A 25,286-nucleotide genomic window follows, 5' to 3' on the forward strand; every position below is an offset into this window, starting at 1 on the left:
GCGCGCCCCGAAGGGGCGCGGGGAACTGCGCGACCAGCCACAGCGAACCCGCAGGCGAACGACGCACAGGCACAGCGACGACGCACCGGCACAGCGCAGCGTCACGCGTCGGCGACCGAGTCGAACTCCACCTCGTCCCTGCCCACCCCCTGAGCATCCGCGTCCACCGACCGCCGCAGCGCCTCGTGCAGCTTCGCCGGGGTGAGGACCCCCACGAAGCGCGCCCCGTCCACCACGGCGACCCACCCGGCGTCGTGCTGCAGCATCACGCCGAACGCCTGCTTCAGGGAGGCCCCCACGGGCAGCCAGGCGTTCATGCGGTGGGCCAGGTCGCCGACCGCGGCGCCGTCCCCGGCGAGCGCCACCTCGTCGACGCCGACCCAGCCGTGCAGATCGCCCCCGGCGTTCAGGACCATCGCCCAGCGCGCGCCGTCGGCCCGCAGCCGGGCCGCGGCCTGCGCCGCCGGCTCCTCCAGGCGGGCGACCGGCGGCTGCTCCAGGTCGTCCGCCTCGATCACGGTCACCGAGAGCCGCTTGAGGCCCCGGTCGGCGCCCACGAACTCGGCGACGTACGGCGTGGCGGGCGTGCCGAGCACCGCGCCCGGCGTGTCGAACTGCTCGATGCGGCCCTGCCCGTACACGGCGACCCGGTCGCCGAGCCGCACCGCCTCCTCGATGTCGTGCGTGACCATCAGGACGGTCTTGCGCACCGTGCGCTGGAGGCTCAGGAACTCGTTCTGCAGGCGTTCGCGCACCACCGGGTCGACGGCGCCGAACGGCTCGTCCATCAGGAGCACCGGCGGGTCGGCGGCCAGCGCGCGGGCCACGCCGACGCGCTGGCGCTGCCCGCCCGAGAGCTGCTCCGGGTAGCGCGAACCGTACGTCTTCGGGTCGAGGCCCACCAGGTCGAGGAGTTCGGCGGCGCGGGCCCGCGCCCTGGCCCGCTTCCAGCCGACGAGCGCGGGCACGGTCGCCGTGTTGTCGAGGACCGTGCGGTGCGGGAAGAGGCCGACCTGCTGGATGACGTAGCCGATGCGGCGGCGCAGGCGCACGGGGTCGACGCCCGCGATGTCCGCGCCGTCCACGAAAATGCGCCCCGACGTCGGCTCGATCAGCCGGTTCACCATCATCATGGTGGTCGTCTTGCCGCAGCCGGACGGGCCGACGAGCGTGACCAGCTCGCCCTCGGCGACCTCGAAGGAGAGGTCGTCCACGGCCGTCGTGCCGTCCGGGTAGCGCTTGGTCACCTGCTCGAACCGGATCATCCCCTCACGCTAGCCGCGCCGGTCGCACCCCGCTCACCAGCACCACCTCAAGGGTGCGGGGGCCGTGCACGCCCTCGACCCGGTCCAGCTCGATGTCGCTGGTCGCGGAGGGACCGGAGATCCAGGTGAGCGGGCGGCGCGGGTCGAGCCGTTCGAGGGCGAGCGGCACTGAGGCGACGACCTGCTCGGGCACGCGGACGACACAGACGTGGTGGTCGGGGACCAGGGTGATGCGGCGGCGTCCCTGATCGGGGGAGCCGTCGAGGACGATCGTGCCGGTCTCGGCGACGGCGACCGCGCAGCCCGTGACGACGCTGTCGACGCGGTCCAGCTCCCGCGGCGTGTCCGCCGCCCGGTCGTGGACGCGGACGGGGTCGGCGGCGGTCAGCCACCACGGCGGCAGACCGGGCGGGACGAGCACCGTCCGCGCGCCCCGCGCGGCGAGCAGCCGCGCGAGGAGCTCCGCGAGGCCGTCCGCGTCCGCGCGGTGCACGACCGCCCGGTAGTCGGCGAGGTTCTCGGCGAGCAGGTCGACGGTCTCGGCCTCGGTGCGCGTCCCGTGCTCGCGCAGGTAGTCGCGCGGCACGGCCGTCTCGTGGACGGCGTACGGGTCGGGGGCGTCGTCCGGCGCCGGGCCGAGCGCGCGCCTGATCCGGCCGAGGACGACGTCCCTGCCGCTCACGTCCCGCTCCCTTCGTCGTGCGTACGCCGCCACCAGTCGCGGAACGGCTCGGCGGGCACCGGCGGCAGGTCCCGTGTGGCGCTCCACGCCCGGCCGGGCCCCGGCAGCGTCCGGGGGTGCACGGCCCGGGTGCGCGAGGCCAGGCGCTGGCCCGCGCGCAGGGCGCCGGGGTGCCGGAAGACCCACCGCGCGGCCCGCATCGCCGCCCGCTCCGCCGCGTGCCCCTTGGCGGGCCGCAGCCGCACCCGCACGCCGCGGCGGGTCACCTCGCCGCCCTCGACGACCCGCTCCCGCAAGTGCACCAGGACCTCCGGGATGTCGATGGCCACCGGGCACACCTCGTAGCAGGCGCCGCACAGCGACGACGCGTACGGCAACGACGCGTCGACCGCGCTCGCCGTGCCCCGCAGCTGCGGGCTGAGGATCGCGCCGATCGGCCCCGGGTACACCGAGCCGTAGGCGTGCCCGCCCGCACGCTCGTACACCGGGCACACGTTGAGGCAGGCCGAACACCGGATGCAGCGCAGCGCCTGGCGGCCGACCTCGTCGGCGAGGGCGTCGGTGCGGCCGTTGTCGAGCAGCACCAGGTGGAAGGCCCGGGGGCCGTCGGAGTCCGCGGTGCCCGTCCACGTCGACGTGTACGGGTTCATGCGCTCGGCCGTCGAGGAGCGCGGCAGGGTCTGGAGGAACACCTCCAGGTCCCGCCACGTCGGCACGACCTTCTCGACGCCGACGACGGAGATCAGGGTCTCCGGGAGCGTCAGGCACATGCGGCCGTTGCCCTCGGACTCGACGACGACCAGCGTGCCGGTCTCGGCGACCATGAAGTTGGCGCCGGAGATCCCGACCTTGGCGCGCAGGAACTTCTCCCGCAGATGCAGCCGCGCCGCCTCGGCGAGCTCGGCGGGCGTGTCGGTGAGCCCGTCCGGGGCGGGGCGGCCCCAACGCCCCATCTCCGCGGCGAAGATGTCGCGGATCTCGCCGCGGTTGCGGTGGATGGCGGGCACCAGGATGTGCGAGGGCCGGTCCCGGCCGAGCTGCACGATCAGCTCGGCGAGGTCGGTCTCGTAGGCGCGGATGCCCGCCGCCTCCAGGGCTTCGTTGAGGCCGATCTCCTGGGTGGCCATCGACTTGACCTTGACGACCTCGGACTCGCCGGTCTCCGCGACGAGCCGGGTCACGACGCGGTTGGCCTCGGCGGCGTCGGCGGCCCAGTGCACGGTGCCGCCCGCCGCCGTCACCGCCTCCTCCAGGCGCAGCAGATAGTGGTCGAGGTGGCGCAGCGTGTGGTCCTTGATGCGCTTGCCCGCCTCGCGCAGCTGCGCCCAGTCGTCGAGTTCGGCGACGGCGCGGGCCCGCTTGTCGCGGATGGTACGGGTGGCGTGCCGCAGATTGGCGCGCAGCGTGGCGTCACCGACGGCGGCGCGCGCCGCCTCGGGAAACGCGGGCATGCCCACGAAGGTGCCGCTCATGCCAGGGGCTCCTCTTCCGTGCTCGCCAGGATCTCGGCGATGTGGACGGGCCGCAGGCCGGCCCGCAGCCGGGACAGCGTGCCGCCGATGTGCATCAGACAGGAGTTGTCCGCCGCGCACAGCACCCCGGCCCCGGTCGACTCCGCGTTGCGCACCTTGTCGGCGCCCATCGCCGCCGACACGTCGGGGTTCTTCACGGCGAAGGTGCCGCCGAAGCCGCAGCACTCCTCGGCGCCGGGCAGCTCCACGAGGTCGAGCCCCTTCACCGCGCCGAGCAGCTTCGTCGGCCGGTCGCCGAGCCCGAGCGAGCGCAGGCCGTGACACGTCGGGTGATACGTCACCGTGTGCGGGTAGTACGCGCCTACGTCCGTGACGCCCAGGACGTCCACCAGGAACTCGGTGAGCTCGAACGTCCGGGGCACCACCGGCGCCACGGCCGCCGCGAGCCCTCCGCCGCGGCCCTCGGCCCTGGCCCGCTCGCCGAGGCGCGGGTACAGCTCGCGTACCATCGCCCCGCACGAGCCGGACGGCGTCACGATCGCCTCGTACCCTGCGAAGACATCGGAGAAGTGGCGGGCGAGCGGCTCCGCCTGACGGCGGTAGCCGGTGTTGTAGTGCGCCTGTCCGCAGCAGGTCTGGGCCTGCGGGAAGTCCACCTCGACGCCCAGCCTGGTCAGGAGTTTCACGGTGGCGCGGCCGGTGTGCGGATAGAGCGTGTCGTTGACACACGTCAGGAAGAGTGCGACACGCATGGTGCGTTCCTCCTCGTCGATCATCGGATGGCCCGAGCGTACTGGCGCGGACGGCGGCACACGAGCCCCGGTGGGCGGTGTGCTCCACTAGGACGGTTCCGCTTCCGCGCACTGTTGAGGAGATGCCTTGAGCCCCACCTACCGCCAGCCCGGAGTCGTGCTCACCGACCGCCGCTTCAGCGTCCCGCTCGACCACGCGGACCCGGCGGGGGAGCGGATAGAGCTGTTCGCGCGGGAGTGCGTGGCGGCGGCGGGGCAGGACGCCGACCTGCCCTGGCTGGTGTACCTCCAGGGCGGCCCCGGCTTCGGTTCCGACCGCTTCGTCGGCAAGCAGGCCTGGCTCGGCCGCGCCCTGCGCGACTACCGCGTGCTGCTGCTCGACCAGCGCGGCACCGCCGCGTCGACGCCCGCCAACCGCCAGACCCTGCCGCTGCGCGGCGGACCCCGCGAACAGGCCGACTACCTCGGCCACTTCCGCGCCGACGCGATCGTGCGCGACTGCGAGGCGATCCGGCACGAGGTCACCGGCGGCGCCCCCTGGACGGTCCTCGGCCAGAGCTTCGGCGGCTTCTGCGCCACGCACTACCTGTCCACCGCCCCCGAGGGCCTGGCGACCGCGCTGATCACCGGCGGGCTCCCGACGCTCGACGGGCACGCGGACGACGTCTACCGCGCCGCCTACCCGCGCATGGAGCGCAAGTCCCTGGCCCACTACGCGCGTTACCCCCAGGACGTCGAGCGGGCCCGGCGCGTCGCCGAGTACGCCGCCGAGCACGAGCCCGTCCTGAACGGCGGCTACCGCTTCACCGTCGAGGCCTTCCAGGCCCTCGGCATCCTCCTCGGCACCGGCGACGGCAGCCACCGCCTGCACCACCTCCTGGAGGACGCCTTCGTGCCCACCCCCGGCGGGCACGAACTGTCCGACGCTTTCCAGGAGAAGGCCCAGGCGCTCCTGTCGTACGCCGGACACCCGCTGTACGCCCTGCTGCACGAGGCCTGCTACGCCCAGGGCGGCCGGGCCACCGCGTGGTCGGCCGAGCGGGTGCGCGGCGAGTTCCCCGCGTTCGACGCGGGCAAGAGCCTCGCGGGCGGCGAACCGGTCCTGTTCACCGGGGAGGCCGTGCAGCGCTGGATGTTCGACTGCGACCCGGCGCTGCGCCCGCTGCGCGAGACCGCGGACCTGCTCGCCGAACGCGCCGACTGGGCCCCGCTGTACGACGCCGAGCGCCTCGCCGCGAACGAGGTGCCGGTGGCCGCGGCCGTCTACCACGACGACCTGTACGTCGACACCGCCGACGCGCTGCGCACCGCCCGTACGATCGGCGGCCTGCGCACCTGGGTCACCGACGAGTACGAGCACGACGGCCTGCGCGCGAGCGGCGACCGGGTCCTCGACCGGCTCATCGACCTGGTGCGGGGCGAGGTCTGACAGGGCGCCGGGCACCGGTCGGCCTGGTGGGCCACGGAATGTGACGCTGGATAGGCTGCGGGCATGACCGAGTCGCAGAACACGAGTACGGCCGCGCCCGAGCAGCTGGCCCCCCTGCCCGAGGACTGGCAGCGGGCCCTCGCCGTCGTCGCCCACCCGGACGACCTGGAGTACGGCTGCGCGGGCGCCGTCGCCTCCTGGACGGACGCGGGCCGCGAGGTGGCGTACCTCCTCGCGACCCGTGGCGAGGCGGGCATCGACACCCTGGCGCCCGCCGAGGCGGGCCCGGTGCGCGAGCGGGAGCAGCGCGCGAGCGCGGCCGTCGTCGGCGTGGACACCGTCGAGTTCCTCGACCACAAGGACGGCGTGATCGAGTACGGCACGGCGCTGCGCCGCGACATCGCCGCCGCGATCCGCAGGCACCGGCCCGAGCTGGTCGTCACGCTCAACTACCAGGACACGTGGGGCGGCGTCGCCTGGAACACCCCGGACCACGTCGCCGTCGGCCGCGCCACCCTGGACGCGGTGGCCGACGCGGGCAACCGCTGGATCTTCCCGGAGCTGACCGAGCAGGGCCTGGAGCCGTGGAACGGGGTGCGCTGGGTCGCCGTGGCCGGGACGGACCGGCCCACGCACGCGGTCGACGCGCGGCCGGGCCTGGAGCGCTCCGTCCGGTCCCTGCTCGAACACCGCGCCTATCTGGAGGCCCTCACCGACGAGGACCCGGAGAAGTACTGCCGTTCGTTCCTCGGCGGCATCGCCGAGGGGCTCGCGCCGCGCTTCGGCGGGGTCCCCGCGGTGGCGTTCCAGGTCTTCGCCCGCTGAGGCCTCCCGGGCCCCCTCCGGTCGGGACCCCTCCGGCCTGAGGCCTCTCCGGCCGGGGACCGATGGTGCGGGTTTGACATCACGCGTTGCCGATTCTGCAATGGGCGCATGGCACGCGAAGAGAGTCACACCCCCGAGGGGGACGACGGCGCGACCGACCAGGTCCTCACCGCCGTCGGCCCCCGTCTCCGCAGGATCCGCAAGGAGCGCGGCGCCACGCTCGCCGGGCTCTCCGCCGCCACCGGCATCTCCGTCAGCACCCTCTCCCGCCTGGAGTCGGGCGGGCGCAAGCCGAGCCTGGAACTGCTCCTGCCCATCGCCCGCGCCCACCAGGTGCCCCTGGACGAGCTCGTCGGCGCCCCGCCCGTCGGCGACCCCCGGGTGCGGGCCAAGCCGATCGTCCGCCACGGCCGCACGATGGTGCCGCTGACCCGCCAGCCCGGCGGGCTCCAGGCGTACAAGGTCATCGAGCCCCAGCGCGCGGCCGAGCCCGAACCGCGGACGCACGAGGGCTACGAGTGGCTGTACGTCCTGTCCGGGCGGCTCCGCCTGGTCCTCGGCGAGCACGACGTGGTGCTGACCGCGGGGGAGGCCGCCGAGTTCGACACCCGGGTGCCGCACTGGTTCGGCTCCACCGGTGAGGGCCCCGCCGAGTTCCTGAGCCTGTTCGGGCCGCAGGGCGAGCGCATGCACGTGCGGGCCCAGCCCAAGAAGCGGTCCGCGGCGGAGGGCTGACCCTGTTCCCTTGAGGCAAGCGACCGCTTAGTATGCGCGGGAGCACGGTCCACCGACGCCCCGTGGAGGCCTCGCATGCACGCATGGCACGTACCCCGCAACGGCGAGCCGGGCGAGGTGATGCGGCTCGAAGAGGCGCTGACGCCGGTGCCCGGCGACGGCCAGGTGCTGATCGAGGTCCGCGCCGCGAACGTCAACTTCCCGGACGCGCTGCTCTGCCGGGGCGAGTACCAGATCACCCCGCCGCTGCCGTTCACGCCCGGCGTGGAGGTCTGCGGCACGACGGCGGACGGGCGGCGCGTCATCGCCAACCCCGTGCTGCCGTACGGCGGCTTCGCCGAGTACGCCGTCGCGGACGCCGCCGCGCTGCTGCCCGCCCCGGACGCCCTCGACGACGCCGAGGCCGCGGCCCTGCACATCGGCTACCAGACCGGCTGGTTCGGCCTGCACCGGCGGGCCCGGCTCCAGGCGGGCGAGACGCTCCTGGTGCACGCGGCCGCGGGCGGCGTCGGCAGCGCGGCCGTGCAGCTCGGCAAGGCGGCGGGCGCCCGCGTCATCGGCGTCGTCGGCGGCGCCGAGAAGGCCCGGGTCGCCCGCGAACTGGGCTGCGACGCGGTCGTGGACCGGCACGCGGACGACGTCGTCGCGGCCGTGAAGGACGCCACCGGCGGGCGCGGCGCCGACGTGGTCTACGACCCCGTGGGCGGCGCCGCGTACACCCAGTCCGCCAAGTGCGTGGCCTTCGAGGGCCGCCTCCTGGTCGTCGGCTTCGCGAGCGGCACCATCCCGGCGCCGGCCCTGAACCACGCCCTGGTGAAGAACTACTCGATCGTCGGCCTGCACTGGGGCCTGTACGCCAGGAAGGACCCGCGGGCCGTCCTCGACTGTCACGAGCAGCTGACCGCGCTCGCCGCCAAGGGCGCGGTCAAGCCCCTGGTGAGCGAACGGGTGCCGCTGGCCGGCGCGGCGGCGGCCGTCCAGCGCGTCGCCGACGGGGCCACCACCGGCCGCGTCGTCGTCCTGCCCGGTCTCACGGACGGAGCGGCCGCATGACCGACACCACGGACAGGCCCGACGCCCCCGATGGGTCCGACGCCGCCGAACTGCGGCGCCGCACGCGGGAGTTCCTCGCCGCCCACCCGCCGGGGACGACGGAGCGCGACGCGTTCCTGAAGGCCCGCTTCGACGCCGGGCTCGCCTGGGTGCACTACCCCGAGGGCCTCGGCGGCCTCGGCGCGCCCCGCCCGCTGCAGTCCGTCGTGGACGCCGAGCTGGAGGCCGCGGGCGCCCCCGACAACGACCCGCGCCGCATCGGCATCGGCCTCGGCATGGCGGCGCCGACGATCCTCGGCTTCGGCACCGAGGACCAGAAGCGCCGCTTCCTCAGGCCCCTGTGGGCCGGCGAGGAGGTGTGGTGCCAGCTGTTCAGCGAGCCCGGCGCGGGCTCCGACCTCGCGGCGCTCGGCACCCGCGCGGTGCGCGAGGGCGACACCTGGGTCGTCAACGGACAGAAGGTGTGGACCTCCAGCGCGCACCTCGCCCGCTGGGCCATCCTCATCGCCCGCACCGACCCGGACGTGCCCAAGCACCGCGGCATCACGTACTTCGTGTGCGACATGACCGACCCGGGCGTCGAGGTGCGGCCGCTGCGGCAGATCACCGGCGAGGCCGAGTTCAACGAGGTCTTCCTCACCGACGTCCGCATCCCCGACGAGCACCGGCTCGGCGCGGTCGGCGACGGCTGGCGGGTCGCGCAGACCACGCTCATGAACGAGCGCGTGTCCATCGGCGGCACGCGCCTGCCGCGCGAGGGCGGCATGATCGAGCCGCTCGCCCGGACCTGGCGCGAGCGCCCCGAGCTGCGCACCCACGACCTGCACCAGCGCCTGCTCACCCTCTGGGTGGAGGCGGAGGTCGCCCGGCTCACCGGCGAGCGCCTGCGCCAGCAGCTCGCGGCGGGCCAGCCGGGCCCCGAGGGCTCCGCGGCCAAGCTCGGCTTCGCCCGCCTCAACCAGGCCATCAGCGGCCTGGAGGTCGAACTCCTCGGCCAGGAAGGGCTGCTGTACGACGACTGGACGATGCGGCGGCCCGAGGGGGTCGACTTCTTCGGGCGCGGGGCGGGCTACCGCTATCTGCGCGCCAAGGGCAACAGCATCGAGGGCGGCACGAGCGAGGTCCTGCTGAACATCGTCGCCGAGCGTGTCCTCGGCCTGCCGCCGGAACCGCGCACCGACAAGGACGTCGCCTGGAAGGACCTGACCCGATGACCCCGCCGAGCCATCTGCTCCACACGGAGGAAGAGGAGGCGCTCCGCGCCGCCGTGCGCGCCCTCCTCACCGATCACTGCGACCCGCCCACCGTCCTCGCCCGCACCGAGTCCGACCAGGCCTGCGACCGCGACCTGTGGAAGGCCCTCACCGAGGGCATGGGTCTGGCCGGACTCCTGGTGCCCGAGGACCGGGGCGGCCAGGGCGCCACGCACCGCGAGGCGGCCGTGGTCCTGGAGGAGCTCGGCCGCGCGGTGGCCCCCGTGCCGTATCTGACGAGCGCCGTCATCGCCACCGAGGCGCTGCTCGGCTGCGGCGAGGCGGCCGCCGACCTGCTCGCCGCGCTCGCCTCGGGCCGTACGGTCGGCGCGCTCGCCGTGCCCCTCGCCACCGCCCCCGGGGACGCGTACCCGCTCGCGCGGTACGCGGACGGCGTCCTGCGCGGCGAGGTGACCGGCGTCGCGGACGCGGGCGCCGCCGACGTGCTGCTCGTCCCGTCCGACGGCGGCCTGTGCGCCGTCGACACCGGCCGGGGCGGCGTCACCGTCACCCCGCTGACCTCGCTCGACCGCACCCGCCCGCTCGCCACGGTCACCTTCGACGCGGCCCCGGCGCGCCCGCTCGCCCCCGACGCGGCGGCGCCGGTGGCCCTCGCCCTGCGCGCCGGGGCGGGGCTGCTCGCCTCGGAGCAGCTCGGCCTCGCCGAGTGGTGCCTGGCGGAGACCGTGCGCCACACGAAGGAACGCCATCAGTTCAACCGCCCCGTCGGCTCCTTCCAGGCCCTCAAGCACCGCCTCGCCCAGGTCTGGCTCGACGTGGTGAACCTGCGCGCCGCCGCCCGCAACGCCGCCGACGCCCTGGCCACCGGCAGCGACGAGCCGGACCTCGCCACGGCCCTCGCGCAGGCCTACGCGTCCCCCGTCGCGGTGCGCGCCGCCGAGGAGGCCCTGCAGCTGCACGGCGGCATCGGCATGACCTGGGAACACCCCGTCCACCTCGCCCTCAAGCGCGCGAAGGCCGACTCCCTCGCCCTCGGCACGGCGGGGCGGCACAAGGAGGCCCTGGCCGGACTGGTCGCCCTGCCAGCGCCCTGACCTGCACGTAGTCCGAAATCCGTAGGGGACCCGTGCCTTACGCACCCATTACTTGAGGCATAATTGCGAGCTGTTCGCAAGAAGGATTGATCTTCAGTAGGGGTGTGGAGCATGAGGGCCCGATCCATACGGACCACGGGCGCGGTCGCGGCGACCGCCGCACTGGCGGTCGCCGCCTCGGCCTGTTCGTCGCCGGACGACGGGAAGGGCTCGGGCGGCGCCAAGGACTCCGCCGTCGTCGGCATCGCGTACGAACCCGAGACGCTCAGCCCGCTCCTCGGCTACGGCAAGGACGGCAACTCCAAGATCTTCGACGGTCTGCTCACGCACGACGCCGACATGAAGCTGCGGCCCGCGCTCGCCGCGAAGCTCCCGAAGGTCAGCGACGACGGCAAGACCTACACCTTCGCGCTGCGCGAGGGCGTCAAGTTCAGCGACGGCAAGCCCTTCTCGGCCAAGGACGTCGTCTTCACGTACGAGACGATCCTCGACAAGAAGACAAACAACGCCTCCAAGACCGAGCTGGACGCCCTCAAGAGCGTCGAGGCCAAGGGCGACGACGCCGTCGTCTTCCACCTGAAGTACCCCTACGCGCCGTTCGCCGAGCGCACCGTCCTGCCCATCGCGCCCGAGCACATCGCGGGCAAGCAGGACGTCAACAAGGGCGACTTCTCCACCGCGCCCGTCGGCACCGGCCCCTACGAGCTGGTGAAGTGGTCCAAGGGCGAGAAGATCGTCTTCAAGGCCAACCCCGGCTACTGGGGCGGCGCGCCGAAGATCAAGAACTTCACGATGGCGATCATCAAGGACGACGACGTGCGCGCCACGCGGCTGCGCACCGGCGACCTCGACGGCGCCATCCTGCCGCCGAACCTCGCCGAGACCTTCGCGTCCGACGGTGCCAAGAAGACGTACGCCGCCAAGACCTTCGACTACCGCGTCGTGACCCTGCCGACCGGCAACAAGGTCGCGGGCGACACGGCCGTGCGGCGCGCCCTCGACATCGGCGTGGACCGCAAGGCCATGGTCGACTCCATCCTCGAAGGCGCGGGCAAGGAGGCCTACGGCCCCGTCCCGACGGACAGCCCCTGGTTCACCAAGGGCACCGAGCGGAAGTTCGACGCCGCCAAGGCCAAGAAGATCCTCGACGCCGCGGGCTGGAAGCCCGGCAAGGGCGGCATCCGCGAGAAGGACGGCGTCCAGGCCTCCTTCCCGCTCTGGTACCTCACCGGCGACAAGCTCCGCCAGGACCACGCGCTCGCCTACGCCTCCGACGCCAAGAAGCTCGGCATCAAGGTCGAGGTGCAGTCCGGCACCTGGGAGGTCATCGAGCCGCGCATGGCCAAGGACGCGGTCCTCGCGGGCGGCGGCTCCCCGGCCGACCCGGACTTCGACCAGTACACCCTCCTGAAGTCCTCGCTCGCCGGTGACGGCTTCAACAACATGGCGCACTACGACAACGCCACGGTCGACAAGGCCCTGGAAGACGCCCGCAAGAGCGGCGACCGGGCCGAGCGCGGCGCCGCGTACGACACCATCCAGCGCGAGCTGGTGAAGAACCCCGGCTACACCTTCCTCACGCACATCGACCACCTGTACGTGGTGAACAAGTCCTTCGGCGACCTCACCACCCAGGTCGAGCCGCACGACCACGGCCTGGCCTCCGGCCCGTGGTGGAACGTCGAGGACTGGCAGCCGAAGAAGTGACCTCCGCGCCCGACAAGCGGCGCGCCCAGGGGACCCGACGGGTCCCCTGGGGGCCCATGGCACGGCTCGTCGCACGACGGGCCGTGTTCGCCGTCCCGGTCCTGCTCGTCGTGACCTTCGGCGTCTTCGCCGTCGCCGAGGCCTCGCCCTTCGACCCCGTCAAGGCGTACGCGGGCACGGCCGGGCTCACCGCGTCCCAGGACAACCTCGACCAGCTGCGCGCCAACCTCGGCGTCGACAAGCCGCTCGCCGGCCGCTGGTGGGACTGGCTCACCTCGGCCCTGACCGGTGACCTCGGCGACTCCAGCACGCTGCGCCAGCCCGTCGCCGACGCCATCGGCGAGCGCATCGGCTGGTCGGTGCTGCTCGCCGCCACCGCCTTCCTCCTCGCGATCCTGCTCGGCTCGGCCCTCGGCGTGCTCGCCGCGCGCCGCCCCGGCGGCTGGCTCGACCGCGGCATCACCTCGCTCGCCTACACCCTGGAAGCCGCCCCGCCGTTCTGGCTCGGCCTCCTCGTGATGTGGCTGTTCGCGCTCAAGCTCGACGTGCTCCCCGCGGGCGGACTCACCGACACCGCCAGTACGACGGTGACGTCCGGCCAGGTCACCAGCCATCTGATCCTGCCCGCCGCCGTCCTCGCGATCTCCCAGCTGCCGTGGTTCGTCCTGTACGTGCGCCAGAGCGTCGGCGACGCGCTCGGCGACGACCCCGTGCGCGGCGCCCGCGCCCGCGGCCTCGCCGAACGCACCGTGCTGCTGCGGCACGCCTTCCGCTCCGGCATGCTGCCGGTGCTCACCCTCGTCGGCTCCCGCGTGCCCGAACTCATCACCGGCGCGCTGCTCGTGGAGACCGTCTTCAGCTGGCCGGGCATCGCCGCGGCCACCGTGGGCGCCGCCACCTCCGTGGACTTCCCGCTGCTCGCCGCGCTCACCGCGCTCGCGACGGCCGCCGTCCTGCTCGGCAACCTCCTCGCGGACCTGCTGTACGGGCTCGCCGACCCCAGGGTGGGATTCGATGGCTGAGACCACCTGGCGCCCGGCCTCCGCGCGCGCCGCGCGCACCTCGGCCGCCGCCACGCGCGCGTGGCGCGTGTGGAGCTCCGCCGCGATCGTCGCGGCCGTCGTGCTCGCCGTCCTGATCGTGCCGCCGGTCGTCGACCTCGACGAGCAGGCCGTGCACCTCGCGGACAAGCTCCTCCCGCCGTCCCTCGCCCACCCCTTCGGCACCGACGACGTGGGCCGCGACCTGCTGGTGCGCTGTGTGTACGGGCTGCGCGTCTCGCTGCTCGTCGGCGTGGTCGCCGCCGTCGTGGCCACCGTCGTCGGCACCGCGGTGGGCGCGCTCGCCGCCGCCTGCGGCGGCTGGGTGGACCGGATCGTGATGCGCGTCGTCGACGTCTTCGCGTCGGTCCCGCACCTGCTGCTCGGCATCTTCATCGTCGCGATGTTCCGGCCCGGCGTCTGGCCCGTGGTGATCTCCGTGGGGCTCACCCACTGGCTGTCCACCGCCCGCATCGTGCGCGCCGAGGTCCTGTCGCTTCGCTCCCGCCCCTACGTCGACGCGGCGATCTCCGGCGGCGCCTCACGCTGGCGCGTGACCGTGCGCCACCTGCTGCCCGGGGTGCTGCCGCAGGCCGGGCTCGCCGCCGTCCTGATGGTGCCGCACGCCATCTGGCACGAGTCCGCGCTGTCCTTCCTCGGCCTCGGCCTGCCCACGCACCAGGCGAGCCTCGGCACGCTCGTGCAGGGCGCCCGCAGCTCGCTGCTCGCGGGCGACTGGTGGCCCACGCTCTTCCCCGGCCTGTTCATCATCGTGCCCACCCTGGCGATCGCGGGCCTTGCGGGCGCCTGGCGCGAGCGGATCAACCCGCGCCGCCGATCGGAGCTGATGCTGTGACCGCCGCGTCCAGGCCACCCGTGCTCTCCGTACGAGGGCTCTCCGTGCGCTTCCGCATGCGCGGCGGCGGCCACGTCGCCGCCGTCACCGACGCCCGCTTCGACCTCGCGCCGGGCGAATGCCTCGCCCTGGTCGGCGAGAGCGGCTGCGGCAAGTCCGTGCTCGCCTCCGCCCTGCTCGGCCTCCTGCCCGGCAACGCCGAGACCGCGGGGGCCGCCCTGCTCGGCGACCTCGACCTGCTCACCGCCGACGAGCGCACCCTGGCCCGCACCGTGCGCGGCCGGCGCGTCGGCCTCGTCCCGCAGAGCCCCGCCGCGCATCTGACGCCCGTACGCACCGTGCGCTCCCAGCTGGAGGAGACCCTGCGGGAGCTGACGGGGGTGCGCCGCCCCGCGCTGCGCGCGGCCGCGGAGGCGGCGGCCGAGCGCGCCTCCTTCCCCGTCGGCCACCTCGACCGCTACCCGCACCAGCTGTCCGGTGGCCTCGCCCAGCGCGCCGCCACCGCGCTCGCCCTGATCGGCGACGCGCCGCTGCTCCTGGCCGACGAGCCCACCACAGGGCTTGACCGCGAGCTCGTCGACCGCACCGTCGACGAGCTGCGCCGCCACGTCGGCGCCGACCGCGCGCTGCTCCTGATCACCCACGACCTGGCCGCCGCCCGGCGCATCGCCGACCGCGTCGCCGTCATGTACGCGAGCCGTGTCGTCGAGATCGCCGCCGCCGAGGCGTTCTTCGGCGAGCCCGGACCGCGCCACCCGTACGCGCGCGGCCTCCTGGACGCCCTGCCCGAGCGGGAGTTCACCCCGATCCCCGGCATGCCGCCCGAGCTGTCCGCGCTCCCCGAGGGCTGCGCCTTCGCGGCCCGCTGCGCGCGGGCCGACGAGAGCTGCGCGACCCGCCCCGCGCTCACGGCGGGCGTCGCCTGCCACCACCCGGTCACCGCCGCGCTGGAGGCGCCCCGTGCTTGAACTGCGCTCCCTGACCGCCGGGTACGACCGCCGCGACCCCGTCGTACGGGACGTCAGCCTCACCCTCGCGCCCGGCGAGTCCGTGGGCCTGCTCGGCCCCAGCGGCTGCGGCAAGTCGACCCTCGCCCGGGTCGCGGCCCTGCTGCACCGGCCGGACGCGGGCCAGGTGGTCATCGACGGCGAGGCCGCGCGCGGCTGGCGCCACCGGGCCCCGCGCGCCCAGCGCACCGCGTTCGGCGTGGTCTTCCAGCAGCCCCGGCTCTCCGCCGACCCGCGCCTGACCCTCACCCAGCTGATCGCGGAGCCCCTGCGGGCCACCGGCCGCGCCGCCGGGGCCGCCGACCGCGTGGCGGAGCTGGCCCCCGCCGTCGGCCTGGGCGCCGACCTGCTCGGCCGCCGCCCGCACGAGGTCAGCGACGGCCAGCTCCAGCGGGCCTGTCTGGCCCGCGCCCTGGTCCTGCGGCCCCGCTGGCTGATCTGCGACGAGATGACGGCGATGCTCGACGCGTCCACGACGGCCGCCCTGGTCGCCGCCGTGGAGGAGTACCGGGCCGCCACCGGGGCCGGGCTGCTCGCCGTGGGGCACGACAAGGTGCTCCTGGAGCGGTGGTGCGACCGGACGGTGCACTGGGACGAGCTGACCGGCGGGTCGGTGCCCTAGGGCCGCTTCAGGCGGCGTGCGCGCTGCTGACGTACCCTGTTCGGCCGAACCTCGTGGCCGGCGATGAGTTTCCCCGCTTGCCTCCGTCTCACCTTGTGCATACCAAGGAAGCGGAGGCACGGGATGAGCAGGACCACTCACATCACACAGGTGGCCACGGTCGGGATGCGCGTCACCGACCAGCAGAAGGCAATCGAGTTCTACGTCGATGAGCTCGGCTTCGAGGTGCGCCGGGACGTCCCCTTCGGCGACGGGCGCTGGATCGAGGTGGCGCCGCCCGGGGCGACGACGACTGTCGCGCTCGTTCCCGAAGGCGTCCCGGCCGGGATCCGTCTGACGACCCGGGACGCCGACGCCGACCACGCGGACCTGCGCGCACGCGGCGTCGATGCGGATGCGGAAGTCCTGCGGACGGGGCCCGCGGTGCCGCCCATGTTCGCTGTGCGTGACCCCGACGGCAACGACCTCATCCTCATCGAAGGCTCCTGAACAGGTGGTGTCCGTGATGGACAAGCAGTTCACCGCAACCCTGCAAAAGAGCCCGAACTACGGCGGCTGGACCTACGTCGTGTGGCCCGAGTCAGCCGCGTTCTTCGGCACCCGCGGCCTGGTGAAGGTCCGGGGCACGATCGACGGCCATCCGTTCCGGAGTTCGTTCATGGCCCTGGGGGACGGGACGCACAAGCTGCCGGTGAAGGCGGAGGTGCGCAAGGCGATCGGCAAGGAGGAAGGGGACACCGTGACCGTCCACCTGCAAGAGCGACTCAACGCCTGACATCAGGAACGATCACTCCGTACCCGGGCCCTCCCCGACGGCGCGAGGCCGGCCCGGCCGGATGCCGGTTGCTCGCGTCGGGCCACCACGGAGACGCGGGCAACCTCACCCACGAGCCTCCTGGCCGGCCGGACCCTCTGCCCACATCCCGCGCGTCAGACCGTGACCAGCGTGACCTCGGTCGCCTTCACGCTCGTGTACACCGGGGTGCCGTCGGCCAGGCCCAGTTCGGCCGCCGCCTGCGGGGTGATCTCGGCGACGAGGTCCGGCGCCTTCTCGGCGGTGACCAGGACCCGCAGCCTGCTGCCCACCGCGGTGATCTCCCGGACCGTGCCGTGCCAGACGTTGCGCGGGCTGCCCTCGGGGTGCTCCAGGTGCAGCGACACCGCCTCGGGCGGGATGACCGCGAGGGCCGGCGTGCCCTCGCCGAGCGGGTCGGCGGCCACCAGACGCCCGCCGTCGGCGAGCAGCAGCGTGCCGTCCCCGGTGCCCGTCCCGGCGAGGGCGTTGCTCCCCAGCATGCGGGCCACCCAGGGGGAGCGGGGGCGCCGGGTGACCTCGGCGGGCGAGGCGTCCTGCAGGGCCCGCCCGTCCTCCAGGACAAGGACCCGGTCGGCCAGCGAGACCGCCTCGACCGGGTCGTGGGTGACGAGCAGACAGACCCCGCCGAAGCCGGCCAGATGCGTGCGCAAGGTGTGCCGGACGTGGGCCCGCGTCGTCTGGTCCAGGGCGGCCAGCGGCTCGTCGAGCAGCAGCAGCCGCGGGTGCGGCGCCAGGGCCCTGGCGAGGGCGACGCGCTGGGCCTGGCCGCCGGAGAGCTGGGCGGGCCTGCGGTGCGCGAGGTGCCCGACGCCGAGCCGGTCGAGCCAGAGCCGCGCCCTGCGGCGGGCCTCGGCGCGCGGCACCCCTTGGGCGCGCAGGCCGTAGGCGGTGTTGGACAGGGCGCTCAGGTGCGGGAAGAGCGCGCCGTCCTGGGGCACCCAGGCGACGCCGCGCCGGTGCGGCGGCAGCGCGCTGACGTCCGCCGCGCCGAGGCGCAGCCGGGCGTGGGCGCGGGGGGTGAGCCCGAGCAGGGCGCGCAGGAGGGTGGTCTTGCCCGCGCCGTTCGGCCCGACGACGGCGATGGTGGTGCCGGGCTCGGCCGTCAGCGTGAGCTCGGTGAAGCCGGTGACGTCCGCGTGCAGGGGCCAGCGCTCCCGCGCGGCCTCGGCCGGGACGGGCCCGGTCGCTTCCGGTGCGCCGGTGGGCTCGTCGGGCAGGGGCGCGGAGCCGCCGCGGGGGCGCGCCGCGCGGTCGGTCGTCCCGCCCGTCCAGCGCCCGCGCAGCGCGATGAGGACGGCCATGGCGATCACGAGCAGCAGCAGCGACACGGAGGTCGCGGCCTCGGGCTGGTCCTGGAGCAGCAGATACACCTGGAGCGGCAGCGTCTGTGTGGTGCCCGGCAGATTGCCCGCGAAGGTGATGGTCGCGCCGAACTCGCCGAGCGCCCGCGCCCAGGTGAGCGCGGCCCCGGCGGCGAGCCCGGGCGCGACCATCGGCAGCGTGACGGTGAAGAACACCCGTACCGGCGAGGCGCCGAGGGAGGCCGCGGTCTCCTCGTACGAGAGGCGCATGCCCGCGAGGGTGCCTTCGAGGCTGATGATCAGGAACGGCATGGCCACGAACGTGGCGGCCACGACGGCCCCGGACGTGTGGAACGGCAGGACGATCCCGAAGGTGTCCTCCAGCCAGGGCCCGAGCAGCCCGCGCCGCCCGAAGCCGAGCAGCAGGGCGACCCCGCCGACGGTGGGCGGAAGCACCATGGGCAGCAGCACGAGCGAGCGCACCAGGGCCTTGCCGGGGAACGGCACGCGCGCGAGCAGCCAGGCCAGCGGCACCCCGAGGACCAGGGAGAGGCCGAGCGCCCAGAAGGACACGTACAGCGAGAGCTTGAGCGCCTCGGTCACTCCGGGGCTGCTCAGATGCGTCCCGAGGTCGCCCCACGCGGTCCTGCTGAGGATGCCGACGAGCGGCAGCAGCAGGAACGCGACGGCGAGGAGCGCGGGCACGGCCAGGGTGAGCGGCGGGCGCGCACCGGCTCCACGGCGTGTTCTCATCGGGGATTCCCAGGTCGGTGCGCGGGGGCTACGGCTTCTGGAAGCCCGCGTCCCGCAGGATCTTCTGTGCCTCGGCGGAGTTCAGCCACGTGACGAACGCGGCCGCGGCGGCGGTGTGCTCGGACGTCTTGAGGGTAGCGGCCGGGTACTCGGCGATCGCGTTCTGGCCGTCGGGGATGTCGACGCCCTCGGCCTTGCCGTCGGCGGCCTGGACGTCCGTCTTGTAGACGAGGCCGGCGTCGGCCTCGCCGAGCTCGACCTTGGACAGGACGGCACGGACGTTGGGCTCCTGGGAGACCGGCTTCACGTCGACCTTCTGCTGGTCGAGGATCTGCTCGCTGTAGCGGCCGACCGGCACCTCGGGCGCGGCGAGGACCACCTTCAGATCCTTGTCGGCGAGGTCCTTGAGCTGCCCGACCTTCTTGGGGTTGCCCTTGCCGGTGGCGATGACCAGGCGGTTCTTGGCGATCACGGTCGGCGTGCCGGTGTCGGACCTGAGGCCGTCCATCGTCTTGGTGTCGGCGGTGACCAGCGCGTCGGCCGGGGCGCCCTGGCGGACCTTGGCGGCCAGTTCCTGCGAGCCCTCGAAGGAGAAGGTGATCTTCGTGCCGGGGTGCGCGTCCTCGTAGGCGGCGCCCGCGGTCTTGAACACGTCGGTGAGGGAGGCGGCGGCGAGGACGGTGAGGTCGGCCTTCTGCCGCGTGCCGCCGTCCTTCTTGCCGCCTTCGTCCTTCTTGTCGTCGTCGCTGCCGCACGCCGTCAGCGGCAGGAGCAGGGCGGCGGTGACGAGCGCGGCGGCGGCACGCCGCTTGGTGATCACGGTGTTCATGCGGTGGGGCTCCTCTTGCTGCGGACGGTGCGGGGCCGCCCGGGAGAACGGAACGACGCGGTGACCGGGGACGGGCGGTGCCGCTGGGGACGGATGGATCAGACGCGGTCGATGGGCACGCCGGTGGACTTCACGCGGGCGGTGGCCTGCCTGCCGACCTCCAGGCCGAGTTCCTCGACGGCTTCGCGGGTGAGCAGGGACACGAGCCGGTGGGGCCCCGTCTGGATCTCGCCCTCCGCCTGACCGATGGTGTGGGATTGCATGTGCGACAAGATAGCCGTCTTCATCTTGCATTTACAGATATTGATGCGATTCTACGTGGCAGATGCAAGGTGCCTGGAGAAAGGGCCAAGCGGCCGTCCGCCCGGCCTCGTCGCGCCCCCCGGCGCCGTCCGCCCCGGCATCGTCATGCCCCGCACGTCGCGGGCGGCGGCAAGGGGCCGGCCCGCGAGGCCGCCGGATCGCCTGGGCCGAGGCGGGCCGCTGTCGGCTCGGCGCACCGTCGACGCGCGCACGAAGGGCGGTGCCCGGCCGCTGGGCGAGCGGCGCGGGGCGGGCCGCGGGCGCGGTGAACTGAAGGCGTCGATCACGCCAACTCCCAGGCCAGAAGGGTTCTTCGGAGTGGTCGGAGGCCATACTCACTGAGGCTCCGGCCGATTCCCGTCCCCACTTTCGCCCTTTCGGGAGGTACTCCATGGCCCTCGTCACCCGTCGCAGAGCCCTGACCACCCTCGGCGCGGCCGTCGCGACGGCCGTCGCCGCGCCCGGGATCGCCCACGCGACCGACCCCGTGCCGGGCACCCGTCCGCTCGCGCACGGCCGGCACCCCCGCACCCGCCCCCTCGCACAGGCCCACGCGCACAACGACTACGAGCACCCCCGGCCCCTCCTGGACGCCCTCGACCACCGCTTCACCAGCGTCGAGGCCGACGTCTTCCTCGTCGGCGGACAGCTCCTCGTCGCCCACGACCCGGCGGACCTCGACCCGAGCCGCACCCTGGAGTCGCTGTACCTGGAGCCCCTCGCGGCCCGCGTCCGTGCCCACCACGGCTCCGTGTACCGCCACTGGCACGGCCAGTTCCAGCTCCTGATCGACCTCAAGACCGAGGGCGCGTCGACGTACCGCGAGCTGGACCGCCATCTGCGGCCCTACCGGCGCCTGTTCACCACGTACGCGCACGGCAAGGTCCGCCGCTCCGCGATCACGGCCGTGGTCTCCGGCGACCGCGCGGCCCGCCCGGTGATGGAGGCGCAGCCGGTGCGCCGCGCCTTCTACGACGGCCGCCTCGCCGACCTCGGCGGCCCGGCGCCCGCCTCCTTCGCCCCGCTCATCAGCGACAACTGGTCCCTGAACTTCACCTGGAACGGCGTCGGCCCGATTCCGCCCGCCGAGCGCGCCAGGCTGCGGGGCATCGTCTCCACCGCCCACAAGCGCGGGCAGCGCGTCCGCTTCTGGGCCACGCCCGACCTGCCGGGCCCGGCCCGCGACGCGGTCTGGACCGAACTCCTCGACGCCGGTGTCGACCACCTCAACACCGACGACCTCGCGGGCCTCCAGGCGTTCCTCGACGCCCGCCGCGGCTGACGGCCCGCACGGCGACGTCCCCCGCACACCACTCGTCCGGCGGACACGCCGCTCACCCGGACAAACCCTCCGCTACGCCACACTTGCCGCCGAAAGCCACGGTGTCGGCGTGGCGGAGGAGGTCCGTGATGTTCCTTTCGATCTCGGTGGGGCTGCTGCTCCTGATCATCGCGGTGGTGCTGCTGCGCAGCGGGGGCATGAAGGTCTCGCACGCCGTGGTCTGCGGTCTGCTGGGCTTCTACCTCGCGGGCACGAGCGTGGCGCCGACCATCCACGACGGCCTGACGGCCACGGCGGACATCGTCAGCGGCATCCGGCCGTGACCGCGCCGGAGCCCGGTGCCGGGTGAGCGTTGCGGCCCCGTGAACAACTTCCGCACGCGCATGGACACTTCACGAGGCCGGTCCTAGCTTCGGCGCATGCCTCGTCTGACCCGTACGCTCCGACCCCGTACGCTCGTGGGCCGCGTCCTCGCCCTGGCCCTCGGGGCCACGGCCCTGACCCTGCCCGCCGCGCAGGCGGACGAGATCCCCAAGGCGCCGGGGCACCGGCTCGTCGCCCCGTACACGGGAGCGCCCGCCACCGCCGCGCCCGTCCCCGGGGACCCGCCGCCCCAGCACCCCCACCTCGCCCCGAACGGGCGCAGCGGCATGCACGCCGACGCGGCGGGCAGCGGCACATATCCGTGGCACGGTCCGCTCGGCCGCGCGCCCGAGGTCGGCAGCGAGAAGATGGCCGCGCTCGGCGGCGAGTGCGCCACCGTCACCTTCGACCGCGACGGCCGGATCGTCACTGTGTGCGGCACCTTCTCCGGCTTCCTGGTCAAGCTGCTCGACCCGCGCACGCTGCGTACGCTCGCCGAGTACAAGCTGCCGCAACGCCCCTCCACCGTCGAGGCGATCACGCGCCTCGACTTCTCCCGGATCTTCAAGGACACGTCCGGCGGCGCGTACTCCTACCTCGACGACAAGGACCGCCTCGTGCTCGCCGACTCGCGCCAGCACGTCGTACGGCTCGCGCACGAACGCACCGACGGCGGCGGGTGGCGCTTCGTCGTCGACAAGGACTGGGACCTGACCGCGCACGTCCCGCACGACTGCGTCAGCTGGACGAACCTCCACCCCAGCGGCGAGTGCGACCCGGTCACCTCCGTGCAGCCCGACTGGGACGGCCGCATCTGGTGGGTGACCCGACAGGGCCGCGTCGGCACCGTCGATCCGAAGACCGGCGCCATACGGTCGACGAGACTGCGCGGCGAGGAGATCCAGAACTCGTTCTCGGTCGCCGAGGACGGCGTGTCGATCGTCTCCGACCACGCCCTGTACGGCTTCGAGGCCGCCGCCGACGGCACGCCGGAGGTCACCTGGCGCCAAACCTACGACCGGGGCACCGGCACCAAACCCGGCTCCGTGAACCAGGGTTCGGGCACCACCCCCGACCTCTTCGGCACGGCGGAGAAGTACGTCGCCATCACCGACAACGCCGACGACCGCATGCACGTCCTCGTCTACCGGCGCGGCGCCGGCGTCCCCGAGGGTCGCCGCCTGGTCTGCTCGGTCCCCGTCTTCGGGTCCGGCGCGTCCACCACCGACAACTCGCTGATCAGCTACGGCAACAGCCTCGTCGTCGAGAACAACTACGGTTACGAGAACATCACCTCGCTCACCCTCGGCCGCAGCGTCGTCGGCGGCGTCACCCGCGTCGACGTCCGCGGTGACGGCAGCGGCTGCGACACGGTGTGGCAGAGCCGGGAGCGCTCCCCGTCCACCGTGCCGAAGCTGTCCACCACCAACGGACTGCTCTACCTCTACACCAAGGACCCCCACCCCCTGGGCATCGACGCCTGGTACCTGACGGCCGTCGACTTCCGCACCGGCCAGACCCGCTGGAAGCGGCTCGCCGGGACCGGTGTCGTGTACGACAACAACTGGGCGCCCGTGACGCTCGGGCCCGACGGCACCGCGTACGTGGGTGTCTTCAACGGCCTGGTGGCCGTGCGGGACGCGGGGGAGTGAGGGCGGCGGCCCCCTACGCGCGGGAGAAGACCCCGATGCCGTTGGGCACCGGGCGCTCCGCGCCGCCGCTCGGATGGTTGCGCACCGAGACGGCGGGCGCGCCCGGCTCCCGGGCGGCCAGCGTGCTGGAGCCGCCGCCGTCGAGGCTGAAGCCGTCCTCGGCGCCCAACTCCCGCAGGGACGCGGCCACTTCGGCGATCGTCAGGCCGCCACGGAACTCGGGCGCGCCGTCGAGCGCGAGCAGGACCAGACGGCGGCCCCCCTCGTCGATCCCGGCGGCCGTGCGCACGGCGGACGTCCGGTCGTCGAGGCCCGGCAGCGGCGCCCCGTCACGCAGCAGCGGATAGCCGCCGACGACGAAGCGGTACGGGGTGTCCGACACCGACGGCACGAGCCGGTGGCGCACGTGCACGGGGTCGCCGGACGCCAGCTTGCGCAGCTGCTGCGCGCCCGCCTCCCGGCCCACGAGCACCGTCGTCCCCGCGGCGATGGCGCCGCGGCCGGGGGTGTCGGCCACGGCGGCGACCCGCCCGCCGCGCACCGTCACCTCGTAGGTGTCCGTGCTGCACGGCGCGCCCCGGTCGGTGTCGGTGCCGCAGGTCGCCCGCACGCGCGAGGTGGTGCCCCAGTCGCTGGTGAACGCGCCCACCGAACCCACCGGCAGCGCGTACTGGTTGAGCCCGCCGAGCGGAAGCCGCGCCTCGCGGGTGCGCACGCTGCCGTCGAGGGTCAGACGGTCCAGACGGGCCCTGCGGTCGACGCCCACGCCGATGACGTCCTCGGTGGTGGTGCCCGGGGGCAGGGCCGGGCCGAAGCGCTGGCCGTTCGGGACGGCCGCCTTGAGGGTGTGCCCGGCGGCGACGGCGGGGCCGACGGGCGCGCCGGTCGCCTCGACGCCGGGGTGCTGGGTCTCGGTGATGTTGAAGAAGTCGCCGTTGACCCCGGCGACCGCGCCCGCCTCGTCGGCCAGCGTGGACACGGGCTGCCGGGCGCCGACCGCGCCCGGGTACAGCAGCCCCACGCGGACGCCCGGGTGGCGCAGATCGACGTCGAGGACGTGTGCGTGCGCGGTCCCGCGCGGCGTCGGGATGTCGTAGTCCCGGTACTCCACGCCCGGCGCGATCTCGGTGACCGCGGGCGCGGCCCCCGGAACACCGCTGGCCGGTGCCGCCCCGAGGAGGGCGGCACCGGCCAGGGTGCCGAGGGCCGTCAGCGCGGCGAACGCGCCGCGCACCGCTCTGAAGCGTCTGCTGCCTTGCCCGCGTCGTGTCACGGATCCCCCTCGGGTCGGCTGGGCCGTCCAACTGTCCCAGCAGTAGGGGGAGTTCACCAGACGGCGATGACAGGGCTAGGCGCCCACGAGCCGCGAACGGATGAGGAAACGGACGCCTTCGGGGGCCTCCAGCGAGAAGCCGCTGCCGCGCCCCTCGACGACGTCGACGATGAGACGGGTGTGACTCCACACCTCGTACTGGCTCTTGGACATCCAGAACCGTACCGGCTCCGCCACGCCGTCCACGGTCAGCGACGCGAGCAGCACGTCGGAGTCACCCGTGCGGAACTCCCCCTCCGGGTAGCACATGGGCGCGCTGCCGTCGCAGCAGCCGCCGGACTGGTGGAACATCAGCGGGCCGTGGGCCGACCGCAGCCGCCGCAGCAGTTCGGCGGCCGCGGGGGTCAGCTCCACGCGCGGGGTGTCGGCCATGGCCGGTCGGCCTCCTCCGGGTCACGGGTCACCGGGCGGTGGCCCGGACGGGCCAGTCAACACCGCCGGAGGTTGCGAGGAGGTTGCAGCCGGGCGCCCCGCGGCACGCCCCACTCGGGCCACCGGCGCTACGTCCGGCCGGGGCCGCCGCTGCCGAAGGCCCCGCTGGAGCCGGGGGTCCAGCGCTTGGGCTCCTGGTCGTCGCTCGGCTTGCTGCCGACCGTGCCCCCGCCCTTGAGCTGGTGGGGCGTCAGGCTGCCGCCGTCCCGCGGGACCTCGTCGGGCTCGCGCCGCTCCCGGACCTCGCGGACCGGACCGCCGTCCGGCAGCCGGGGCTGCTCCTCGGGACGCGGCCGGTCCGGCTCCCTCCTGCGCACCCGGATGCCGAGCCAGACCGCCCACGTCAGCGCCGCGACGATGAGCAGGCCGAGCCCGAAGGCCAGGAAGGCGCTCGCGGAGGGCGAGGCCGCGAGCGGGGAGCCGCCCGGCGCGGCCAGTGCGATCGGTGCGTTCTGCGTCGTCATGGGC

The 25,286-nt window shown here is 74.2% G+C and carries 25 protein-coding genes and 1 pseudogene; 16 read left to right on the plus strand and 10 right to left on the minus strand.

Annotated elements, in window-relative coordinates; all coding sequences use genetic code 11:
• Nucleotides 1-101 precede the first annotated feature (101 nt).
• Genes MQV74_RS35740 through MQV74_RS35755 form a run of 4 tightly spaced genes read right to left on the minus strand, consistent with a single transcriptional unit; the run spans nucleotide 102 to nucleotide 4,171 of the window.
• Complete coding sequence (locus MQV74_RS35740; protein WP_172381282.1) at nucleotides 102-1,265, minus strand: ABC transporter ATP-binding protein; 1,164 nt, start codon at nucleotides 1,263-1,265, stop codon at nucleotides 102-104.
• Between the two features lie 4 nt (nucleotides 1,266-1,269).
• On the minus strand, nucleotides 1,270-1,947 hold the full coding sequence (locus MQV74_RS35745) for a LutC/YkgG family protein (protein WP_242727322.1): 678 nt from the start codon (nucleotides 1,945-1,947) through the stop codon (nucleotides 1,270-1,272).
• Entirely contained in the window at nucleotides 1,944-3,419 is a 1,476-nt protein-coding gene (locus MQV74_RS35750) for a lactate utilization protein B (RefSeq protein WP_242727332.1), read from the minus strand. Before MQV74_RS35750 ends, MQV74_RS35745 begins: the two co-directional genes overlap by 4 nt.
• Nucleotides 3,416-4,171: a (Fe-S)-binding protein gene (locus MQV74_RS35755; protein WP_242727334.1), complete on the minus strand. Its 756-nt coding sequence runs from the start codon at nucleotides 4,169-4,171 to the stop codon at nucleotides 3,416-3,418. Before MQV74_RS35755 ends, MQV74_RS35750 begins: the two co-directional genes overlap by 4 nt.
• A 127-nt stretch (nucleotides 4,172-4,298) precedes the next feature.
• Here MQV74_RS35755 and MQV74_RS35760 point away from each other — a divergent pair, with 127 nt between their 5' ends.
• The 13 genes from MQV74_RS35760 to MQV74_RS35820 all read left to right on the plus strand — a co-directional run bounded on the left by MQV74_RS35760 (nucleotide 4,299) and on the right by MQV74_RS35820 (nucleotide 16,528).
• Nucleotides 4,299-5,600: an alpha/beta fold hydrolase gene (locus tag MQV74_RS35760; protein ID WP_242727336.1), complete on the plus strand. Its 1,302-nt coding sequence runs from the start codon at nucleotides 4,299-4,301 to the stop codon at nucleotides 5,598-5,600.
• 63 nt (nucleotides 5,601-5,663) lie between these two features.
• Nucleotides 5,664-6,425, plus strand: a complete 762-nt coding sequence (locus tag MQV74_RS35765; RefSeq protein WP_242727339.1) for a PIG-L deacetylase family protein — start codon at nucleotides 5,664-5,666, stop codon at nucleotides 6,423-6,425.
• A gap of 108 nt (nucleotides 6,426-6,533) precedes the next feature.
• Nucleotides 6,534-7,160 carry a helix-turn-helix domain-containing protein gene (locus MQV74_RS35770; RefSeq protein WP_242727341.1) on the plus strand — a complete coding sequence of 209 codons (627 nt, stop codon included), beginning with the start codon at nucleotides 6,534-6,536 and terminating at the stop codon, nucleotides 7,158-7,160.
• A gap of 75 nt (nucleotides 7,161-7,235) precedes the next feature.
• Nucleotides 7,236-8,213, plus strand: a complete 978-nt coding sequence (locus MQV74_RS35775) for an NADPH:quinone oxidoreductase family protein (RefSeq protein WP_242727343.1) — start codon at nucleotides 7,236-7,238, stop codon at nucleotides 8,211-8,213.
• Nucleotides 8,210-9,427 carry an acyl-CoA dehydrogenase family protein gene (locus MQV74_RS35780; protein WP_242727345.1) on the plus strand — a complete coding sequence of 406 codons (1,218 nt, stop codon included), beginning with the start codon at nucleotides 8,210-8,212 and terminating at the stop codon, nucleotides 9,425-9,427. The genes MQV74_RS35775 and MQV74_RS35780 overlap by 4 nt, the downstream gene beginning before the upstream one ends.
• Nucleotides 9,424-10,521, plus strand: coding sequence for an acyl-CoA dehydrogenase family protein (locus tag MQV74_RS35785; RefSeq protein WP_242727347.1), 1,098 nt, complete (start codon nucleotides 9,424-9,426; stop codon nucleotides 10,519-10,521). The genes MQV74_RS35780 and MQV74_RS35785 overlap by 4 nt, the downstream gene beginning before the upstream one ends.
• Nucleotides 10,522-10,632: 111 nt before the next feature.
• Nucleotides 10,633-12,228, plus strand: a complete 1,596-nt coding sequence (locus MQV74_RS35790) for an ABC transporter substrate-binding protein (protein ID WP_242727349.1) — start codon at nucleotides 10,633-10,635, stop codon at nucleotides 12,226-12,228.
• Nucleotides 12,229-12,284: 56 nt separating this feature from the next.
• Nucleotides 12,285-13,250, plus strand: a complete 966-nt coding sequence (locus MQV74_RS35795; RefSeq protein WP_242727351.1) for an ABC transporter permease — start codon at nucleotides 12,285-12,287, stop codon at nucleotides 13,248-13,250.
• Nucleotides 13,243-14,124, plus strand: coding sequence for an ABC transporter permease (locus tag MQV74_RS35800; protein WP_242727353.1), 882 nt, complete (start codon nucleotides 13,243-13,245; stop codon nucleotides 14,122-14,124). The genes MQV74_RS35795 and MQV74_RS35800 overlap by 8 nt, the downstream gene beginning before the upstream one ends.
• A 56-nt stretch (nucleotides 14,125-14,180) precedes the next feature.
• Entirely contained in the window at nucleotides 14,181-15,092 is a 912-nt protein-coding gene (locus MQV74_RS35805) for an oligopeptide/dipeptide ABC transporter ATP-binding protein (protein ID WP_242729313.1), read from the plus strand.
• Nucleotides 15,085-15,753, plus strand: a complete 669-nt coding sequence (locus MQV74_RS35810) for an ABC transporter ATP-binding protein (protein ID WP_242727356.1) — start codon at nucleotides 15,085-15,087, stop codon at nucleotides 15,751-15,753. Before MQV74_RS35805 ends, MQV74_RS35810 begins: the two co-directional genes overlap by 8 nt.
• A gap of 123 nt (nucleotides 15,754-15,876) precedes the next feature.
• Nucleotides 15,877-16,242 carry a VOC family protein gene (locus tag MQV74_RS35815; RefSeq protein WP_242727359.1) on the plus strand — a complete coding sequence of 122 codons (366 nt, stop codon included), beginning with the start codon at nucleotides 15,877-15,879 and terminating at the stop codon, nucleotides 16,240-16,242.
• 16 nt (nucleotides 16,243-16,258) lie between these two features.
• Nucleotides 16,259-16,528 carry a DUF1905 domain-containing protein gene (locus MQV74_RS35820; RefSeq protein ID WP_242727361.1) on the plus strand — a complete coding sequence of 90 codons (270 nt, stop codon included), beginning with the start codon at nucleotides 16,259-16,261 and terminating at the stop codon, nucleotides 16,526-16,528.
• Between the two features lie 155 nt (nucleotides 16,529-16,683).
• Here MQV74_RS35820 and MQV74_RS35825 read toward each other — a convergent pair whose 3' ends face one another.
• From MQV74_RS35825 to MQV74_RS35835, 3 genes and pseudogenes are all read right to left on the minus strand, one after another.
• Nucleotides 16,684-18,624 carry an ABC transporter permease gene (locus MQV74_RS35825; protein ID WP_242727363.1) on the minus strand — a complete coding sequence of 647 codons (1,941 nt, stop codon included), beginning with the start codon at nucleotides 18,622-18,624 and terminating at the stop codon, nucleotides 16,684-16,686.
• Between the two features lie 28 nt (nucleotides 18,625-18,652).
• Nucleotides 18,653-19,453, minus strand: a complete 801-nt coding sequence (modA, locus tag MQV74_RS35830) for a molybdate ABC transporter substrate-binding protein (protein WP_242727365.1) — start codon at nucleotides 19,451-19,453, stop codon at nucleotides 18,653-18,655.
• Between the two features lie 98 nt (nucleotides 19,454-19,551).
• A pseudogene (locus MQV74_RS35835) lies at nucleotides 19,552-19,692 on the minus strand (TOBE domain-containing protein); the annotation flags it as partial.
• Between the two features lie 455 nt (nucleotides 19,693-20,147).
• On the opposite strand from MQV74_RS35835, the gene MQV74_RS35840 reads away from it, so the two are divergent.
• The 3 genes from MQV74_RS35840 (at nucleotide 20,148) to MQV74_RS35850 (ending at nucleotide 23,053) form a co-directional block, all read left to right on the plus strand.
• A complete protein-coding gene (locus MQV74_RS35840; protein ID WP_242727367.1) occupies nucleotides 20,148-21,038 on the plus strand; it encodes a phosphatidylinositol-specific phospholipase C/glycerophosphodiester phosphodiesterase family protein in 891 nt (296 codons plus the stop codon).
• Nucleotides 21,039-21,166: 128 nt separating this feature from the next.
• A complete protein-coding gene (locus tag MQV74_RS35845; RefSeq protein ID WP_138963627.1) occupies nucleotides 21,167-21,361 on the plus strand; it encodes a hypothetical protein in 195 nt (64 codons plus the stop codon).
• 96 nt (nucleotides 21,362-21,457) lie between these two features.
• Complete coding sequence (locus tag MQV74_RS35850) at nucleotides 21,458-23,053, plus strand: hypothetical protein (protein ID WP_242727369.1); 1,596 nt, start codon at nucleotides 21,458-21,460, stop codon at nucleotides 23,051-23,053.
• A 13-nt stretch (nucleotides 23,054-23,066) separates the two neighbouring features.
• Here MQV74_RS35850 and MQV74_RS35855 read toward each other — a convergent pair whose 3' ends face one another.
• The 3 genes from MQV74_RS35855 to MQV74_RS35865 all read right to left on the minus strand — a co-directional run bounded on the left by MQV74_RS35855 (nucleotide 23,067) and on the right by MQV74_RS35865 (nucleotide 25,282).
• On the minus strand, nucleotides 23,067-24,287 hold the full coding sequence (locus tag MQV74_RS35855; protein WP_374120815.1) for a phosphodiester glycosidase family protein: 1,221 nt from the start codon (nucleotides 24,285-24,287) through the stop codon (nucleotides 23,067-23,069).
• A 114-nt stretch (nucleotides 24,288-24,401) separates the two neighbouring features.
• Nucleotides 24,402-24,758, minus strand: coding sequence for a DUF779 domain-containing protein (locus MQV74_RS35860; protein WP_242727373.1), 357 nt, complete (start codon nucleotides 24,756-24,758; stop codon nucleotides 24,402-24,404).
• Between the two features lie 128 nt (nucleotides 24,759-24,886).
• Entirely contained in the window at nucleotides 24,887-25,282 is a 396-nt protein-coding gene (locus tag MQV74_RS35865; protein ID WP_242727375.1) for a DUF6479 family protein, read from the minus strand.
• Between the last annotated feature and the right edge of the window lie 4 nt (nucleotides 25,283-25,286).

Source organism: Streptomyces sp. AN091965 (genome assembly GCF_022698285.1).
In the GTDB taxonomy this organism is placed as follows: Bacteria; Actinomycetota; Actinomycetes; order Streptomycetales; family Streptomycetaceae; genus Streptomyces.